Below are 16,994 nucleotides of genomic sequence, written 5' to 3'. Positions count from 1 at the left end.
CCGGGTCAGGTCGCGGAGAACTCCTCGCTGGCGTCGGCCAGGATGTCCAGCACCGCGATGGGGTCGGGGAGGATCACGGGGTCCTCGGAGTCGCGCGGGGCGCGGATCCAGGTGACGCGACCTCCCGAGGCGAGCACGGACGGGGCGCCGAGCACGAAGCTGTCCCGGCAGTGCCAGCGCAGGCCCGGCATCTCCTCCACGGCCTCGGGGACACAGTCCAGGTGACACGACCACCATTCGTCCTCGTCCATCGGGGAACGGGTGGCCACGAAGAACAGGTAGCGCGAGTCCAGGGCCGCGACCGGGCCGGCGGGTACGCCCCGGCGTCCCATCCGCGCCAGGGCCATCACACCGGCCTCACTGGGCACGTCCAACACGTCGAAGACCCGACCGGTGGGCAGCACCACGTTCGCGTTCGGGTCGATGGTCCACCAACGACGGATCTTGTCGGAGTCGGTGCTGGCCTCCACGCCCCAGGCCGCGGTGGTCGGATGCGCGGCCGGGTCGGGACATCCCATGCGGTCACAGGTACAGGACCGGTCCTGCCCCGGGGCGGCGCCCCGGACCACGGGCCAGCCCAGTTCGGCGTAGCGCAACGCCGACTCCAGCATGCTGTCCGTGGTGCGGCGACGCTTCCGGCGGTACAACACATCGGCCATCTGAGCTCCCCGGTCGACTTCGGTGCGGGCGCGGCCGGTTCGATGTGGCTCGGCGCCCGGTGGCCGCGACCGGGGCGAAAGCCTTGTGCGTGTCAGCGCAGTAGCCGTGCCGCCTCGGTGGCCCAGTACGTGAGGATCTGTTCGGCCCCCGCGCGTCGGTAGGAGGTCAAGGTCTCCAGGATCGCCCGCTCCCGGTCGAGCCAGCCCTTCTCCGCCGCCGCCTCGATCATGGCGTACTCGCCACTGACCTGGTAGGCCGACACGGGTACCGGAGCGGACTCGGCCACTTTGGCCACCACGTCGAGGTAGGCCAGGCCTGGTTTGACCATCACCATGTCGGCGCCCTCGGCCACGTCCAGGGCCACTTCCCGCAACGCCTCACGGACGTTGCCGGGGTCCTGCTGGTAGCCGGAGCGATCTCCGAACTGCGGGGCGCCCTCCGCGGCCTCTCGGAAGGGCCCGTAGAACACCGACGCGTACTTGGCGGCGTAGGCCAGGATCGGCACCTGAGCGTGACCGGCCCGGTCCAGGCCCTCCCGGATCGCCGCGACCTGGCCGTCCATCATGCCGCTGGGCGCGACCACGGCGGCGCCCGCCTCCGCTTGGGCGGCGGCGATCGACGCGTACCGCTCCAGGGTGAGGTCGTTGTTCACGTGCCCATCGTGCTCCAGCGGGCCGCAGTGACCGTGGTCGGTGTACTCGCACAGGCACAGGTCGGCCATGACGACGATGTCGTCACCGACCTCGGCGGCCAGGTCGCGCAGGGCCACCTGCACCACACCGTCCGGGTCGTCGGCCTGCGAACCGACGGAGTCCTTGTGTTCGGGGATGCCGAACAGCATCAGTCCACCGACCCCGGCCTCGACGGCCTCGTGCGCGGCCTTGCGCAGGCTGTCCCCGGTGTGCTGCACCTGCCCGGGCATCGAGGAGATCGGCACCGGTTCGGTGAGTCCCTCCTTGACGAACATGGGCAGGACGAGGTTCTCCGGCAGCACCCGGGTCTCCGAGACCAGGCGACGCAGCGCCTGCCCTCGGCGCAGGCGGCGCGGCCGGGCGACGGGGAACGAGGCGTCGTGGTCACCGAAGGTCATGGAGAGCTCCCGGGTCGTGGGACGGAAGAGGTGAGGTGGTCCTGGGCGCGCTCAAAGCTTGCGGCGGCGACCGCGACGCTTCTGGCTCGGCTTGAGGACGGGCTTTCCGGCGTCGATCGCTTCTTGGCGCTTGGCGGCACCGTACTCCGAAAGTGCCTCCACCAAGGCCGAAACCGAAGCCTTCGGTGCGACGACGTCGACACGCAGGCCGAATTCGATGGCGGTCTGCTCGGTCTCCCGGCCGATCACCGCGATGGCGGTGGTGTTGTGCGGCTTGCCGGCGATGCCCACCAGGTTACGGACCGTGGAGGAGGACGTGAAGAGCACGGCGTCGAAACCACCGCCCTTGATGGCCTCCCGGATCGGCTGGGGCGGCGGCGCGGCCCGCACGGTGCGGTAGGCCGTGACGTCGTCGACCTCCCATCCCAGGTCGGTGAGACCGGCGGAGAGGACCTCGGTCGCGATGTCGGCACGCGGCAGCAGGACCCGCTCGATGGGGTCGATCTCGGCGTCGTAGGGCGGCCACACCGACACCAGGCCCCGGCTGGACTGAACGTCCTCCGGCGGCGCCAGGTCGGGCTCGATGCCGAAGTCGCGAACGGCCTGCGCGGTGGCGTCGCCGACCACGGCGACCTTGACTCCGGCGAAGGCGCGGGCGTCCAGGCCGTAGGACTGCAGTCGCTCGCGGATGGCCTTGACCGCGTTGACGGACGTGAAGGCGACCCACTGGTAGCGGCCGGTGACCAGGCCGCGCACGGCCCGCTCCATCTGCTGCGGGGTGCGGGGCGGCTCCACCGAGATGGTGGGCACCTCCTCCGGCACGGCACCGTGGTTGTGGAGCTGTTCGGACAGGGACGCGGCCTGTTCCTTGGTTCGAGGCACCAGGACACGCCACCCGAACAGCGGTCGGGTCTCGTACCAGGACTGTTCGGCGTGGCGGGCGACCGGGGCACCGACGATCATCAGCGCGGGCGCGGTGACGTGATGGTTCTTGGCGTCGGTGGACTTGAGTTCGGAGACCAGCCGGGCCAGCGTGGAGATCACGGTGGTCTGTCTGGTGGTCCCACCGGCGCGGACCACGGCGACCGGCGTGGTGGCCGGACGGCCACCGGCGATGAGGGTCTTGCAGAGTACGTCGAAGCCGGGCCCCTGGTGCTCGGGCGCCTCGCCCACGGGGGCGTCCGCGCCGAGGATCACCAGTGGCGCGTCACTGGCCGCGGCCTCCTGCCAGTCGACCTCCTTGCCGCCGTGCGGGCGGGCGTGCAGGACGCGCAGTTCGGGAGCGCCCTCCCCCATCAGCGAGATGCCGGCGAAGGTGGGCACCGAGGTGATCGAGGAAACGCCGGGCGCGACCTCGACCTCGACGTCGGCCTCCTTGCAGGCGGCGACGAGCTCGGCTCCTCGGCAGCCGAAGAACGGGTCCCCCGAGTACAGGCGCACGACCCGCTGCCCCTCACGGGCGCGGGTCAGCACGAGGGTGTCGATGTCGCCGCCGCACTCGGCGGCCTCCACCACGGACACGTCCTCGCGGCAGTGGGAGAGCAGGTCCCGCCGGAAGGCGGCCAGCTCCTCCCCCGCGGGCTCGCGAGGGGGGATGACCACGTCGGCGCGGCGCAACAGCTCGGCGCCGCGCAGCGTCAGTAGCTCGGCTCCTCCCGGGCCGGAGCCGACCAGGGCCACGTGACCCGGTTCGCGCGTGCTGCGACGCGGTTCCTCCGGAAGGGGGTTGGCGTTGGCGTTCACGTACTCGCTCCTCGTATGTGGGTCGCCCGCCTCCCGGGGCGCGGTCTCCGGGACGGTTGCGGATGAGGCGACCCGCGCGGGTCTTCCGCGACAGTCTTCCGCGCCGGTGGCCGGCGCTGTCCCGAATGGTCTCCAGTGCCGCGTCGGTCAAGGTCCACCCCGTCGTAACGGGCGAAACCCGACCGAAGCGACGCTAGGGGGTGTCCCTTTCGGCGAAGGCCTCCGCGACGATGCGGTCGGCGCCCTCGGCGATCATCTGTCGGGCCAGGTCGCGACCGAGCGCGATCGCGGTGTCGAGGTCGTCCGGGGAGGAGATCTCCACGGTGCGCTCACCGCGGATGGCGGTGGAGCCGTTGGTGGCGACCACGGCCGCGCGCAACCGCAGGCCGCCCTCGCCGTATTCGGCGAAGGCGCCCACCGGGGCCGCGCAACCGGCTTCGAGCTCGGCCAGCACGACGCGTTCGGCGACGACCTCGGCCCGGGTGGGCGCGTGGTCGACGGCGGACAGGTAGGAGAGGTCGCCTTCGGCGCGTTCGGTGGAGCACTCCACGGCCAGGGCGCCCTGGCCCGGGGCCGGCAGCATCCGCTCGGGATCGAACACGTCGGTGACGGCGTCGCGACGGCCCACTCGGCCCAGCCCGGCGTAGGCCAGGATGACGGCGTCGAGTTCACCGGAGGTGACCTTGCCCAGGCGCGTCTCGGCGTTGCCCCGGATGGGCACGTAGACCAGGTCCGGACGCAGCGCGGCCAGCTGGGCGACGCGGCGCGGTGAACCGGTACCGATCTTGGAGCCGGCGGGGAGGTCGTCGAACTTGAGCCCGTCGCGAGCGCACAGGGCATCGCGTGGGTCGTCGCGTTCGGGGATGGCCGCGAGGACGAGTCCGTCCGCGGGGGTCGTGGGCAGGTCCTTGAGGGAGTGCACCGCGAAGTCGATGTTGCCGGCGGTCAGTTCGTCGCGCAGCGCGTTGACGAACACTCCGGTGCCGCCGAGCTGGGTCAGGTGGGCCTTGGTGACGTCACCGAAGCTGGTGATGAGTTCCAGCTCGATGGCCTGGCCGGTTCGCTCGGTGATCGTGTCGGCCACGATCTGGGACTGGCTGGTCGCCATGGTGCTGCGGCGGGTGCCGAGCCTGGCGGGTGTGGCGCTCATGCGTTCTCCTGTGCGGTCCGCGCGGTGTCGGGCCGTCCGGGCGCGACCGTCCTTCGCGGAGCCCGAGGCTTCTCTGTGGTCCGTGCGTCGAGGTCGAACAGCCGGCGCAGCGCGGTCTCGTAGGACTCCCCGTCGGGGGACGCGGCCAGTTCCTTGACCCTCACGGTGGGTCGGTGCAGCAGTTTGTCGGCGACGCGACGCATCGCGCGGCCGATCTCCTCGCGGGTGCGGTCGTCGAGGTCGTCGGGCAGCCGGCCGTTCAGGCGGGAGAGCTCGGCCTCGACGACCTCGCGTGCTTGGGAGCGCAGGGCGACGACGGTGGGCGCGACCTGGTCGGCGCGGCGCACGGCCCGGAACTGGTCGACCTCCTCGTCGACGATTCCGCGCACGAGTTCGAGGGCGCTGGAGCGACCGGGGTCCCCGTCCGCCGCGTCGGCCGAGGCCGCCTGACGCAGGTCCTCGATGTCGACGACGCGGACGCCGTCCTGCTCGCGAACGGCGGGGTCGATGTCCCGGGGCAGCGCCAGGTCGAGGAAGACCAACGGTCTGGTGCGGCCCTTGGTGGCGGCGGCCACCTCGTCGGCGGTGAGGACGTATCCCTGGGCGCCGGTGCAGGAGATGACGAGGTCGACGTCGGCGAGGGCGTCGATGGCGTCCATGAACGGAACGGTGCGCGCGTCGACGGTGTCGTAGGCCTCGTTGAGGCACTCGGCGAGGCGGGCGGCGCGCTCGTGGGTGCGGTTGGCGACGGTGACCGTGCGGGCGCCCTGGCGGGCGACGGTGTTGGCGGACAGGGCACTCATGGAGCCGGCGCCCAGGACCAGGACGCCGGTACCGGTGAGCGGACCGGAGGGCAGCACGGCGCTGAGGGTGCGCGGAGCCTCCTCGCCCGGTTCGGAGGGGCCCTGTCCGGACATGGGGCAGCCCGCGGGCGGGGTGACGGCGGAGACCGGCATGTCGGGACTGGGGGTCACCGCGAGGCCGCGGGTGGCGACGCTGAGGCCGAAGGCGACCATGTCGGCGCCGGCGTGGTCGAGGTGGGTCTCGGTGTGGGCGCGCTTGCCCACGCGCAGGGCGCGCTGCCCGAGGTCGTTGAGGACCCGGCCGACGGTTCCGGTCTCCTGGCCGTCCTTGAGGGCGTCACGGACCTGGCCGAGGATCTGGCCCTCGCCGACGACCATGGAGTCGAGGCCGCAGGTGACGGAGAACAGGTGTTGGACGGCGCGGTCGTCGTAGTGCACGTACATGTGCTCGGAGAGCTCGCCCAGGCTCACGCCGGTGTGCCAGGACAGCAGCTCGGTGATGGCCGCGACCCCACCGTGGTAGCCCTCGACGTCGGCGTAGATCTCCGTGCGATTGCAGGTGGAGACCACCATGGCCTCGTTGACCGCGTCGGAAACGACCATCTCCCCGACCGCCTTGCTCCGTGTCTCTCCGTTCAACGAGACACGTTCGAGTAGCGCCACCGGCGAACTCCGGTGGCTCAACCCCACGGCCAGGACACTCATCCGCACTCCTATGCAGGCACTAATGCAGGCTTTATGCCTCTCCATGTTCGGGTAGGACCGAGGACCCCTGTCGTCAGCCCCCCGAAACGCGGCGCACGCTCGCTCTTCGCCACCGCCTGTGCGGGTCCGAAGGACCCTGTGTCTATGTCACTTCCAGCCCTGCCCGTTCCGCGCCCGGGCCGTCGACGTCGGCCCTTCGTTGCGCGTGGAAGGCGAGGATCTGGAGTTCGATGGACAAGTCGACCTTACGCACATCGACCCCGTCCGGCACATTCAGCACGACGGGGGCGAAGTTGAGGATGCTGGTCACGCCCGCCTCGACGAAGCGGCCGGCCACGCCCTGCGCGGAACCGGCCGGAGTGGCGATGACCCCGATGGACACACCCTTGTCACGTACAACCTCCTCCAGGTTGTCAATATGCCTCACGTCCAGGGACGCGACCGACCGTCCGACCACTTCCGGGTCGGCGTCGAGCAGTGCCGCGATACGGAACCCGCGGGTGCCGAACCCCCCGTAGTTGGCCAACGCGCGTCCCAGGTTGCCTATGCCGACGATGGCCACCGACCAGTCCTGCGTGAGACCAAGTTCACGCGATATCTGGTACACGAGGTACTCGACCTCGTACCCGACTCCGCGCGTTCCATAGGACCCCAGGTGCGATAGATCCTTGCGGAGCTTCGCCGAGTTCACGCCCGCGGCTCCGGCCAGGTCCTCAGAGGAGACGGTGGCGGTGCCGCGGTCCTGGAGTGCCTGCAGGGCGCGCAGGTACACCGGGAGTCGGGCGACGGTGGCCTCCGGGATGCCCCTCTCCCGGGGACGAGGCGGGCGACTGATCACAGGCGGGCGCTCCAGGGGGAGGTCGGTTCGGGCGGGGTTGCGGGACGCGCCCGTCCCCGGCCGCGTCGGCCACCGGATCCGTGCGCTTCCCCCGACCTACGTGATGTTCGGTGACCCCAGATTACGCGCTTGTGAAAGCACGCACAAAGTGGGGTGGCATGTGATGCCCATCAGAGGAGTTCACACAAATGATCGCCTCGTGTCCGTCCGGAATGCGGGGATCACAACCTCCGCATTCCGGACGGACGAAAATGCCCGCCACCCCCCGTTAAGGACGTTCAAGGGGCGATGGGGACGAACGACACCGGTGCGCGAAAGCGCGCGGCGAAGCGACTCCGATAGAAGATCGGGAAACCGGGGAGGTGCCCACGAACCGCTAACGGACGCGGTTCAGCCGGAGAGCGCCGAACGCAACCGCCCCTCCGACACCCGCCAGAAGTCGTGCCGACGACCGTCCACGAAGGTCACCGGGATCTTGTCCCAGTACTCCTCCCGGTCGGCCGCCGAGACCGCGTCCAAGGACTCCTCCGCCCGATCCACCCCGAGCTCGTCCGTCACACGAGTGATCACCGACCACGCGTCCTCGCACAGGTGGCATCCCTGCCGACCCAGCATCACCACGCGCGCCTTCCCCGTCCAGGCCGGGGTTTCCGTCATGTTCCACTCCGATTCCACACCTGCGTTCGGACCCTCGGCCCTCGGCTCACCCACCCGCGAAGGGCGGTAGGACTTCGATCACAGTCCCGTCCGTGACCGCCACCTCACCATGCGCCCGCTTGCCGACCGGGCGTTCGTCCACCAGCAGCGACGAAGACCCGAGCACGCGCTGGAAACGGTCGTCCGGGTGCAGCCGACGCGCCGTGTCGAGGGCGGTTTCCAACGTGTCCGCATCGAGCGTGTCCTCGGCCGTTCCGGCCGCTTCCTTCGCCGATGCCCAGTACCTGATAGTGCACTTCGCCATCTGTTGATTATCCTTGGTGTTGCTCGGAGGCGACGTATTCAACAAATCTCCACCGGGGGCAATGGCGCCTTCGATCGCCCGCCACGCGCGGGCCGACGAGAAGAGACGCATGAGCCATCTGCTGTTACTGACGAACTCGAACGAACCGTCCGACCACGTCCTGCCCGCTCTGGGCCTTCTCCTGCACTCGGTACGGGTCGCACCCGCCGAAGCCGGCGCCCTTCTCGCCTCGGGCGCCACCGGCGGATCCAGTGCCCCTGTCGACGCCATTCTCGTCGACGCCCGCACCGACCTCGCGTCGGCCCGTAACTTCTGCCGCCTGATCGACACCACCGGACTGAACTGTCCGCTGCTGGTCGTGCTCACCGAAGGGGGCGTCGCGGCGCTCACCCCGGACTGGCAGGTCGACGACTTCGTCCTGGCCGGCGCGGGCCCCGCCGAGGTCGAGGCACGCCTGCGGCTGGCGGTCGGCGCCGCCGAGGCCGTGAGCGAGGACCCGGACGAGATCCGCCGCGGTGACCTGGTCATCGACGAGGCCACCTACATCGCCCGGCTTCGCGGCCGAATCCTCGACCTCACCTTCAAGGAGTTCGAGCTGCTCAAGTTCCTGGCGCAGCACCCCGGCCGGGTGTTCACCAGGGCCCAACTGCTCCAGGAGGTGTGGGGTTACGACTACTTCGGCGGCACCCGCACCATCGACGTCCACGTGCGTCGGCTGCGCGCCAAGCTCGGCTCGGAGTACGAGTCGCTGATCGGCACCGTCCGAAACGTCGGTTACCGGTTCGTTCCGGACACGGCGAACCGGTCGGTCACGACGGCGGCGGTTCCGGACACCCCCGCCGAGGCCGCCGAGCTGTCCTCGGCCCGCTCCACGGAGTCCGGGGCCGGGTAGGACCCATCGTTCCGCGTCACCCCGGGGCGTCCGTGTTGGACCGTGGACGTCCCGGAATCGTGTCCGATACCGCTCACCTGGGCGAACGACGAACATTCGGGTCCCGGGGTAAATCGAATGCCAAGGGGGACTCGAACTGAGCGGACGCAGAGTTTAGGATCGGTGACGCACCCGGCGGGCCACGGCTGGCGCGGCGGAACCCCTGGGCGCGGATCGAGCCACACTGGCGCGCCATCGCAAGGAGTGAGATCGCCCCGATGCCCGTCCCCGCCGCGACGACCCCCTCGTGCCCCTCGTTCGTCCGAAGAACACCCGCGATGCTCGGTGCCGTCTTCGTCGGCTCCACCCTGGTCCTCACCGCGGCCCCCGCCGTGGCCGCGCCCGGTGATGTGCTGCTGACCTTCGACAAGCCCTCGGACTCGGTCGAACTGGGTGAGGTCCCCGAGCCCAACGCACTCGCGGTGACCAACAACGGTGATCTCACGGTGTGCCTGCTCGGGTTGGACATCGACGAGTCCGCGAGGTCCGTCTTCAGGGTGGACGGTTTCGTCGGGCGCGACGTGTCCGGCGGTACCGGCCTCGACGGCATCGGTGTCGTCTCCGGAGCCCCGCGTGAGACCACCGATGTCACCGCGACCCTGACCTACGCGCTCGCCGACGGGGCAGGCGGGTGCGCCCAGGACGCACCCACCGAATCCTCCGCCGCCACCTGGTCGATCGAGGTCACCGAACCGGAGCCGAGCCCCACGCCGACCGAGGAACCCTCCGAGACTCCCACCGAGGAACCCTCGGAGACCCCCTCCGAGACTCCGACCGAGACCCCGTCACCCACGCCCACGAGCAGCCCGACCCGGACCCCGACCAGCTCCCCCACGGAAGGGAACGATGAGGAGTCCGCATCCTCCACCCCCTCGGACCGGGCCTCGAACACCCCGTCGAATCCGCGGACGACTCCGTCGACCACCCCCGACCGCACGCCGCCTCGGGGCGACGTGCCCACGAGTGGGGCGGACATTCCAGACCTGCCGCGTGGTGAGGCCGACCTGCCCGAGCTCCCGCCGGGTTCGGCCGAGGACCTGGCCGAACTCCCGTTGGTGACACCCTCCTCCGACGACGAGGACACCGAGACCGAGATCGCCGCGGACCACAGCGACATGGGACCGTCGGTCACCCCGGCGATCCTGCTCGCCGCCTTCCTGCTGGCCCTGCTGCTCGCCGCCCCACTGGCGCCCACCCGCCGGGTCCGACTCGCGGTCGGCGGTGGCTACCAGGGCAGGCGCCGTAAGGGCTGAGGGCCCGGCGTACCGATCGAACCGGCCCACACCACGGGTGTCGCGCGCCCACGCGGCGAACAGGATCTAGGATTGCCGCTCATGAACACCCCGCTAGTCACCGACGATCTCGCCTCCGAGCTGACCGAACCCGTACTGGCCCTGGCCGAAGCGGCCCGTGCCGTGGACGGCGTCGCTCCCCTGTCCGAGCACACCGTGCTCAGGGTCAGACACGGGGCGCCCGCCGGCAGCAGCCGTTTCCACGTACTCCGCGGCACCGACCCGACCGGACCGATCATCGGCTTCGCCTTCATCGAACGTGTCGAGGACGAACCCGACTCCGGTGAGGTCGTCGTCCACCCCGAGCACCGCGGTCAGGGGCTCGGGACGGCCCTGCTGCGCTCGGTCCGCGAGGACGCCGGGCCGCGCGGGGTACGGGTCTGGGCCCATGGACGCACCAAGGGAGCGGTCTCGGTGGCGGAGGCGGCCGGTTGGGAGCCGGCGCGTGAACTCCACAAGATGCGGATGCCGCTGCGCGACCTGGGCCCGGAGGTGTCGGGCGGCCCGTGGACGGCGCCCGAGCTCCCCGAACCCGGACTGCGTCCCGAGGTCGCCGAGAAGGTGCGGATCCGCCCCTTCGTGGTCGGACAGGACGAGCAGGCCTGGTTGGACGCGAACGCTCGGGCCTTCGCCGACCACCCCGAGCAGGGCTCCCTGACCCTGGACGACCTGCTGCAGCGTGAGATCGAGGAGTGGTTCGACCCGCGGGGCTTCTTCGTGGCGGCCACCACCAGCGGTGACATCGCCGCCTACCACTGGACCAAGACCCACGCCGACGGGGCGGGGCTCAGCGACGACGAGAGCGTCGGCGAGGTGTACGTCGTGGGCGTGGATCCGGCGTGGCAGGGCACCGGCCTGGGCCGCGCCCTGACCCTGGCCGGGCTACGGCACCTGCGTGACGCCGGGCTGCCCTGGGTCCACCTGTACGTGGACGGCGACAACGAGGCCGCCGTGCGCCTGTACGAGAGCCTCGGTTTCTCCATGTGGGACACCGACGTCATGTACGCGCCCGCGCAGCAGGGCTGATCACGGCCCGAACGCCCCGCCGGGGAACGGATTCCGTCAAGTGTGACGCGTCACATTAACCGGTCGAACCCCTTACCGCCACAGGTGTGCGATGCGGCGTTCATGTTCCGTTCACCTTCCCTGGGACAACTGGTCACCTCTGGGGCTTACCTTCACATTCGGTGCGGCATGCGCCTGTGTCGAGTCCCCGACTCGGCCATGCCCGTATCGGTGTGACCGAGGAACCCGAGAGACCGGCCCAACTCACCATTCCCGAACCGGAGAATCCATGACGACCACGGACGCGCCCAAGGCGGCACCACCGCCCCGGGGCAAGCGCCGGATCGGCGATGCCGTCTTCGCCGGACTCGCGCGAGGGTCGGGTCTGCTGATCCTGGCGATCCTCGCCGGTGTGGCGGCCTTCCTGGTGATCCAGGCCTGGCCGTCGTTGTTGGCCAACACCTCGAACTTCCTGACCGACCAGTCGTGGGACGCCAACACCAGGGAGGATCCCTCCTTCGGTGTGGCCGCTCTGGCCTTCGGTACCGTTCTGGCCGCCTCCATCGCGCTGTTGCTGGCCACCCCGGTCGCCATCGGCATCGCGTTGTTCATCGTCTACTACGCGCCGCGGAAGCTCGCCGCCACGCTCGGCTACCTCGTCGATCTGCTCGCCGCGATCCCCAGCGTGGTCTACGGACTCTGGGGCATGATGGTGCTCGCCCCACAGCTGGTCCCCGTGTACGAGGGCATGACCCACTACCTGGGTTGGATCCCGCTGTTCGCCGGACCCTCCTCCACCTCCGGCCGCACCCTGCTCACCGCGAGCGTCGTCCTCGCGGTCATGATCCTGCCGATCATCACGGCGATGTCCCGCGACGTGTTCCACCAGGTCCCACAGGGCCACCGTGAGGCCGCGCTCGCCATGGGCGCCACCCGGTGGGAGATGATCCGCCTGGCCGTGCTGCCCTTCGGCAAGTCCGGCATCGTCGGTGGCGCCATGCTCGGCCTGGGCCGGGCGCTGGGCGAGACCATGGCCGTCGCCATGATCCTCTCCCCGGCCCTGGCGATCTCCTTCAACCTGCTGCAGAGCGGCAACCAGACCATCGCCGCGCACATCGCGCTCCAGTACCCCGAGGCCACCGGTTACGGGGTCTCCGCGCTGATCGCCGCCGGTCTGGTGCTGTTCGCCATCACTCTCGCAGTCAACATGGGCGCCCGCTACGTCGTGGCACGGGGCAACAAGGAGTCCGCATGAGCACGACGACCACGCAGCCTCACGCCCCCGGACCCGAGTCCGGCGCCAAGTCCGACCTTCGCGCGGGCACCCTGCCCCGCCACTTCCCGCTCGGTCTGCTGGTCGGCTGTGGCGTGGTGGTCGCCGGTGTCCTGGCCGCGTTCTCGTCCTTCGGTCTGATCACCTGGGCGTTGCTCACCGCGGTGGCCTACTCGGTCATCATCGTGACCGCCTCCAACCGTGTGGAGGGCGGTCGCAAGGCCAAGGACCGCATGGTCACGTCCATCGTCTACGGCTGCTTCCTGCTGGCCATGGCGCCGCTGGTGTCACTGCTGTACACCGTCGTCGGATACGGCCTGGACCGTTTCAGTCCGTACTTCCTGACCGTGTCGATGAACGGCGTCCTGCCGAGCATGGACGCGGGCGGTGTCTATCACGCCATCGTCGGCACCCTGGCCATCACCGGCATGGCCACCCTGCTGTCCGTGCCGATCGGTGTGCTCACCGCCGTCTACCTGGTCGAGTACGCCCAGGGCCGGATCAAGAAGGTCATCACGTTCTTCGTGGACGTCATGACCGGTATCCCCTCGATCGTCGCCGGTCTGTTCGTGGTGGCGCTGTGGATGATGCTCTTCGGCCCGGGTCACACCAACGGCGCGGCGGGCGCGCTATCGCTGACCGTGCTGATGATCCCGGTCGTGGTCCGATCCAGCGAGGAGATGCTGCGGCTGGTCTCCCGGGACCTGCGTGAGGCCTCCTACGCCCTGGGCGTGCCCAAGTGGCGCACGATCACCAAGATCGTGCTCCCCACCTCCGCCGCCGGACTGACCACCGGAATCATGCTGGCCATCGCGCGCGTTATCGGTGAGACCGCGCCCTTGGTCCTCACCGCGGGCTCGTCGGCGGTCTCCATCAACTGGAACCTGTTCGACGGACAGATGATGAACCTGCCCGTGTTCATCTACTCCCAGTTCCGCATGGGTGGGGCCGTCAACTACGAGAGGGCCTGGGCCGCGGCGCTGACACTCGTTCTGATCGTCATGCTGCTGTTCATCCTGGCCCGCGTGATCGGCCGCCTCTTCTCACCCAAGACCCGCTAACACGAGGAACATCCTGTGGCGAAACGAATCGACGTCTCCGGACTACACGTCTACTACGGCGACTTCCTCGCGGTCGAGGACGTGTCCATGACCATCGAGCCGCGATCGGTGACGGCCTTCATCGGCTCCTCCGGCTGTGGCAAGTCGACCTTCCTGCGTACACTCAACCGGATGCACGAGGTCACCCCCGGCGCCCGCGCCGAGGGCAAGGTGCTCCTGGACGACATGGACATCTACGGGCCCGACGTGGACCCGGTGTTGGTCCGCAGCGAGATCGGCATGGTGTTCCAGAAGGCCAACCCCTTCCCCACTATGTCGATCTACGACAACGTGATCGCCGGGGCCCGCCTGAACAACAAGCGGATGAGCAAGTCCGAGGCGGACGACCTGGTGGAGGAGTCGCTGCGCGGCGCCAACCTCTGGAAGGAGGTCAAGGACCGGCTGGACAAGCCCGGCGCCGGTCTCTCCGGCGGTCAGCAGCAGCGCCTGTGCATCGCGCGCGCCACGGCCGTCAAGCCGTCCGTGCTGCTGATGGACGAGCCGTGCTCGGCCCTGGACCCGATCTCGACGCTGGCGATCGAGGACCTCATTCACAACATGAAGGAGGATTACACGATCGTGATCGTCACCCATAACATGCAGCAGGCCGCGCGTGTGTCCGACCAGACCGCCTTCTTCAACCTCACGGCGCCCGGCAAGCCCGGCAAGCTGATCGAGATGGGCGAGACCAACCAGATCTTCACCCGTCCCGAGAAGAAGGACACCGAGAACTACATCACCGGTCGCTTCGGCTAGCGGGACCGGCCCGACCCGTGGAAGGACCCCCATGGCCACTCCGTTGATCATCGACACCGACACCGCGCAGGACGACTGTGTGGCGTTGTTGGTCGGGCTGCTCGACCCCGAGGCGGATCTGCGGGCGATCACCATGGTCGCCGGGAACGTCGGGTTCGAACGGCAGGTGCGCAACGCGTTCTTGACCTTGGACGTGGCCGGGCGACTCGGCGAGGTGCCCGTGTACCTGGGGTGCCGTGGGCCGCTGGTGCGCGAGTGGGTGAGCGCGGAGAACGTGCACGGTGACGGGTCCGGTGGGCTGGACATGGACGTCTCCGGTCTGGTCACCGAGTCCGAGCACGCCGTGGACACCCTGGTCCGGATGGCGGCGGAGAACCCCGGTGAGCTGTCGATCGTGGCGATCGGTCCGCTCACCAACATCGCCATGGCGTTGGTGAAGGACCCCTCCTTCGTCGACAACGTGAAGTCGTTGTACGTCATGGGTGGTTCCAACAACGGTCGGGGTAACATCACGGCCGCCGCCGAGTTCAACTTCTACGTGGATCCCGAGGCGGCCAAGTCCGTGTTCTCCGCGGGATTCGACGTCACCGTGGTGCCCTGGGACCCGCTGACCCTGCGTCGGGCGGTGTTCGACCAGGAGCGGTTGGATCGGATCGCCGCCCTGGGCACCCCACTCGCGTCCTTCTTCACCCGGGTGTGCGCGGCCACCCTGGAGTTCGACCGCACGGTGGGCATCGAGGGCACCACGCACCCCGACTCCCTGACCGCGGCGCTCCTGCTGCATCCCGAACTGGTCCGGAAGGTCTCGCCCTACCACGTCGACGTGGAGACCGCCGGGGAGCTGACCCGCGGCTACTCGGCGATGTCCTGGGGCGTGCACGGGCTGGAGCCCAACGCCCGGGTCGTCGAGGACATCGACCCCGAGGCCTTCTACGAGTACCTGGTCGCGTTGTTGTCCCACCCCACCGAACCGAATCGTCCGATCCGGGGCCTGTGATCCAGCCGAGCTGATTCGGTTGCTCGGCCGACGTCTTTCGTCCAGACCTGGCCATTTGACCCGTTTATGGTGCTTTAAAGCCTAGTGTCCCCTTCACTGAAGGGAGGGGTTCACATGCGAATCGCCACGATGGCCCCTGCGGCAGCGGTCCTGCTCACCGTCTCCGTAGGTGCCTGCGGCTCGGAACCCGCCACGACCTCCGGTGACGAGCAACGGACCACGGAGTCCCCCGGCGAGGAAGACCCCGGAGGCGGAGACGGCAGCGGGGCCGGCGGGGGCTCCGGAGGTTCGGGGGGAGACGGCGGCTCGGGCGGTTCCGGAGGCGACGGAGGCCGAGGTGGTCAGCCTGGGGAACCCTCCGCCGAGGAGGAGATCGACCCCCCGCAGGAGGACGAAGGCGAGGGCGAGTCGACCGATGGACCCGTCATGTTGGCGCTCGGAGCGAGCCACCGCTTCGAGGACGGTTTCACGGTGACCATGAGTTCGGTGGAGCGTCTGACCGAACCGGCGCCGGATCGCTCCGATACCTCCGCCGACGACGTCCCCTCAGAGGATGAACCTCTCGACGAGGATCCCGTTGAGGAAACGACCGAGGACGACGCCTTGGAGGAGGCCCCCGAAGAGGAACCCACCGAGGCACCCGCCGACGAACCGACCGTGGAGAACGAAGAGTCCGAGGAAGAACTCCTCGGGGAGGAACCCACCGACGATCCGGTGGACGAGGAGACGGTTGAGGAGACGGCTGAGGAGACCGACGAGCCGATCAGCGAGGAACCCGTGGACGAAGAGCCCACGGAGGAGGAATCCGAGGAAGAGGGCGATGACTACTACGCCTGGAGCGTGGAGATCACCAACGGAACCGGGGAGGACCGGCACACCGGCTCGGTCCTCACGAGCTGTTCGGTGGGAAGCCCGCTGACGGAGTCCTCCGCACCTCTTCTCGGCGCGGCCCTCGAACCGCCCATGGTCCTGTCCACGGACGAGACCGGGAGCTGGGACGAGGACTGCTGGGCCGACGAGGACGACCCGACACTCCAGTGGACCCTGGAGTTCATCGACGAACAGGGCCGGAGTCTCTACCCTCCCCTGATCTTCGAGGGCCGGGTGGATTGAGGAAGCGCACGGACCGACCCGGGTGAAGGAATGGAGGCGGTCTCCGTCGGGCCGCCCTCGGCGGGCGGCCCTATCGGGTCAGGCGCTGTAGGGAACGGCCTCGACGAGGGTGACGCTCACGGTCTTGCCGCTGGGGACCTTGTAGGAGCGCTGCTCCCCGCGGGCGGCGCCCATCAGGGCCTGGCCCAGGGGTGAGCTCGGCGAGTAGACGCTCATCGCCTCCCCGGACACACCCTCGCGGGCGCCGAGCAGGAAGGTCTCCGTGTCGGGGTCGTCCGCGTAACGGATGGTCAGGACCATGCCGGGCTCGGCGACACCGTCGTCCGGCGGGGCCTGACCGATGACGGCGTCCCGGATGAGCTCCTCGATCTTGTGGATGCGCGACTCACGGGCGTCGGGGCCCTCCACGAGGTGGATCCCCAAGCTCTCGGCCTCGGCGGGTTCCGCCGTGCCTTGGAGGACCGCCAGCTCCACGGTGAGCCGACGGTGGGCGTCCGGAGTGATCCAGACGCGACTGTCGTTGGACATCGTGTTTCTCCCTTTGGAAGAGGAAGGGCGCCCGGCCGACGATTCGGCG

General features: G+C 69.5%; 17 protein-coding genes. 8 read left to right on the top strand and 9 right to left on the bottom strand.

The genetic code is table 11. The features are described from left to right. Positions 1 to 5: 5 nt before the first annotated feature. The 8 genes from ACWGSK_RS07215 to ACWGSK_RS07180 form a co-directional block, all read right to left on the bottom strand. Positions 6 to 659, bottom strand: a complete 654-nt coding sequence (locus ACWGSK_RS07215) for a bifunctional DNA primase/polymerase (RefSeq protein WP_358503655.1) — start codon at positions 657 to 659, stop codon at positions 6 to 8. A gap of 92 nt (positions 660 to 751) precedes the next feature. After that, positions 752 to 1,750: a porphobilinogen synthase gene (gene hemB, locus ACWGSK_RS07210; protein ID WP_358503658.1), complete on the bottom strand. Its 999-nt coding sequence runs from the start codon at positions 1,748 to 1,750 to the stop codon at positions 752 to 754. Positions 1,751 to 1,801: 51 nt separating this feature from the next. Further along, positions 1,802 to 3,493, bottom strand: coding sequence for a bifunctional uroporphyrinogen-III C-methyltransferase/uroporphyrinogen-III synthase (locus ACWGSK_RS07205; RefSeq protein WP_358503661.1), 1,692 nt, complete (start codon positions 3,491 to 3,493; stop codon positions 1,802 to 1,804). A 193-nt stretch (positions 3,494 to 3,686) separates the two neighbouring features. Continuing rightward, complete coding sequence (gene hemC / locus ACWGSK_RS07200) at positions 3,687 to 4,643, bottom strand: hydroxymethylbilane synthase (RefSeq protein ID WP_358503664.1); 957 nt, start codon at positions 4,641 to 4,643, stop codon at positions 3,687 to 3,689. Next, positions 4,640 to 6,151, bottom strand: coding sequence for a glutamyl-tRNA reductase (locus ACWGSK_RS07195; RefSeq protein ID WP_358503667.1), 1,512 nt, complete (start codon positions 6,149 to 6,151; stop codon positions 4,640 to 4,642). Before ACWGSK_RS07195 ends, hemC begins: the two co-directional genes overlap by 4 nt. A gap of 142 nt (positions 6,152 to 6,293) precedes the next feature. After that, a complete protein-coding gene (locus tag ACWGSK_RS07190; protein ID WP_358503670.1) occupies positions 6,294 to 6,989 on the bottom strand; it encodes a redox-sensing transcriptional repressor Rex in 696 nt (231 codons plus the stop codon). 390 nt (positions 6,990 to 7,379) lie between these two features. Next, on the bottom strand, positions 7,380 to 7,646 hold the full coding sequence (locus ACWGSK_RS07185; RefSeq protein ID WP_358503673.1) for a glutaredoxin family protein: 267 nt from the start codon (positions 7,644 to 7,646) through the stop codon (positions 7,380 to 7,382). Positions 7,647 to 7,692: 46 nt separating this feature from the next. Further along, positions 7,693 to 7,950, bottom strand: a complete 258-nt coding sequence (locus ACWGSK_RS07180) for a MoaD/ThiS family protein (protein WP_358504068.1) — start codon at positions 7,948 to 7,950, stop codon at positions 7,693 to 7,695. A 109-nt stretch (positions 7,951 to 8,059) separates the two neighbouring features. On the opposite strand from ACWGSK_RS07180, the gene ACWGSK_RS07175 reads away from it, so the two are divergent. The 8 genes from ACWGSK_RS07175 (at position 8,060) to ACWGSK_RS07140 (ending at position 16,417) form a co-directional block, all read left to right on the top strand. Next, positions 8,060 to 8,842, top strand: coding sequence for a winged helix-turn-helix transcriptional regulator (locus tag ACWGSK_RS07175; protein WP_452455436.1), 783 nt, complete (start codon positions 8,060 to 8,062; stop codon positions 8,840 to 8,842). A 257-nt stretch (positions 8,843 to 9,099) separates the two neighbouring features. Beyond that, positions 9,100 to 10,134 carry a hypothetical protein gene (locus tag ACWGSK_RS07170; protein WP_452455435.1) on the top strand — a complete coding sequence of 345 codons (1,035 nt, stop codon included), beginning with the start codon at positions 9,100 to 9,102 and terminating at the stop codon, positions 10,132 to 10,134. Between the two features lie 81 nt (positions 10,135 to 10,215). Next, positions 10,216 to 11,199: a mycothiol synthase gene (mshD, locus tag ACWGSK_RS07165; protein ID WP_452455434.1), complete on the top strand. Its 984-nt coding sequence runs from the start codon at positions 10,216 to 10,218 to the stop codon at positions 11,197 to 11,199. 268 nt (positions 11,200 to 11,467) lie between these two features. Next, positions 11,468 to 12,433 (top strand): phosphate ABC transporter permease subunit PstC, encoded by a 966-nt coding sequence (pstC, locus tag ACWGSK_RS07160; RefSeq protein ID WP_358503684.1) that lies wholly within the window; start codon positions 11,468 to 11,470, stop codon positions 12,431 to 12,433. Next, positions 12,430 to 13,512 (top strand): phosphate ABC transporter permease PstA, encoded by a 1,083-nt coding sequence (gene pstA, locus ACWGSK_RS07155; RefSeq protein WP_452455433.1) that lies wholly within the window; start codon positions 12,430 to 12,432, stop codon positions 13,510 to 13,512. The genes pstC and pstA overlap by 4 nt, the downstream gene beginning before the upstream one ends. A gap of 15 nt (positions 13,513 to 13,527) precedes the next feature. After that, positions 13,528 to 14,307 (top strand): phosphate ABC transporter ATP-binding protein PstB, encoded by a 780-nt coding sequence (gene pstB / locus ACWGSK_RS07150; RefSeq protein WP_452455432.1) that lies wholly within the window; start codon positions 13,528 to 13,530, stop codon positions 14,305 to 14,307. A 31-nt stretch (positions 14,308 to 14,338) separates the two neighbouring features. After that, entirely contained in the window at positions 14,339 to 15,304 is a 966-nt protein-coding gene (locus ACWGSK_RS07145) for a nucleoside hydrolase (RefSeq protein ID WP_358503693.1), read from the top strand. Between the two features lie 114 nt (positions 15,305 to 15,418). Beyond that, entirely contained in the window at positions 15,419 to 16,417 is a 999-nt protein-coding gene (locus ACWGSK_RS07140; RefSeq protein ID WP_452455431.1) for a hypothetical protein, read from the top strand. Between the two features lie 78 nt (positions 16,418 to 16,495). Here ACWGSK_RS07140 and ACWGSK_RS07135 read toward each other — a convergent pair whose 3' ends face one another. Beyond that, positions 16,496 to 16,945, bottom strand: coding sequence for a GreA/GreB family elongation factor (locus tag ACWGSK_RS07135; RefSeq protein WP_358503698.1), 450 nt, complete (start codon positions 16,943 to 16,945; stop codon positions 16,496 to 16,498). Between the last annotated feature and the right edge of the window lie 49 nt (positions 16,946 to 16,994).

It is taken from the genome of Nocardiopsis sp. NPDC055551 (assembly GCF_053619415.1).
This window is presented reverse-complemented; position numbering and strand designations above follow the sequence as displayed.

Bases quoted from the DNA above. Each gene is read 5' to 3' on its own strand.
- ACWGSK_RS07215 (WP_358503655.1), bottom strand. From the start codon at position 659: ATGGCCGATGTGTTGTACCGCCGGAAGCGTCGCCGCACCACGGACAGC.
- hemB (WP_358503658.1), bottom strand. From the start codon at position 1,750: ATGACCTTCGGTGACCACGACGCCTCGTTCCCCGTCGCCCGGCCGCGC.
- hemC (WP_358503664.1), bottom strand. From the start codon at position 4,643: ATGAGCGCCACACCCGCCAGGCTCGGCACCCGCCGCAGCACCATGGCG.
- ACWGSK_RS07195 (WP_358503667.1), bottom strand. From the start codon at position 6,151: ATGAGTGTCCTGGCCGTGGGGTTGAGCCACCGGAGTTCGCCGGTGGCG.
- ACWGSK_RS07185 (WP_358503673.1), bottom strand. From the start codon at position 7,646: ATGACGGAAACCCCGGCCTGGACGGGGAAGGCGCGCGTGGTGATGCTG.
- ACWGSK_RS07180 (WP_358504068.1), bottom strand. From the start codon at position 7,950: ATGGCGAAGTGCACTATCAGGTACTGGGCATCGGCGAAGGAAGCGGCC.
- ACWGSK_RS07175 (WP_452455436.1), top strand. From the start codon at position 8,060: ATGAGCCATCTGCTGTTACTGACGAACTCGAACGAACCGTCCGACCAC.
- ACWGSK_RS07170 (WP_452455435.1), top strand. From the start codon at position 9,100: ATGCCCGTCCCCGCCGCGACGACCCCCTCGTGCCCCTCGTTCGTCCGA.
- mshD (WP_452455434.1), top strand. From the start codon at position 10,216: ATGAACACCCCGCTAGTCACCGACGATCTCGCCTCCGAGCTGACCGAA.
- pstC (WP_358503684.1), top strand. From the start codon at position 11,468: ATGACGACCACGGACGCGCCCAAGGCGGCACCACCGCCCCGGGGCAAG.
- pstA (WP_452455433.1), top strand. From the start codon at position 12,430: ATGAGCACGACGACCACGCAGCCTCACGCCCCCGGACCCGAGTCCGGC.
- ACWGSK_RS07145 (WP_358503693.1), top strand. From the start codon at position 14,339: ATGGCCACTCCGTTGATCATCGACACCGACACCGCGCAGGACGACTGT.
- ACWGSK_RS07140 (WP_452455431.1), top strand. From the start codon at position 15,419: ATGCGAATCGCCACGATGGCCCCTGCGGCAGCGGTCCTGCTCACCGTC.
- ACWGSK_RS07135 (WP_358503698.1), bottom strand. From the start codon at position 16,945: ATGTCCAACGACAGTCGCGTCTGGATCACTCCGGACGCCCACCGTCGG.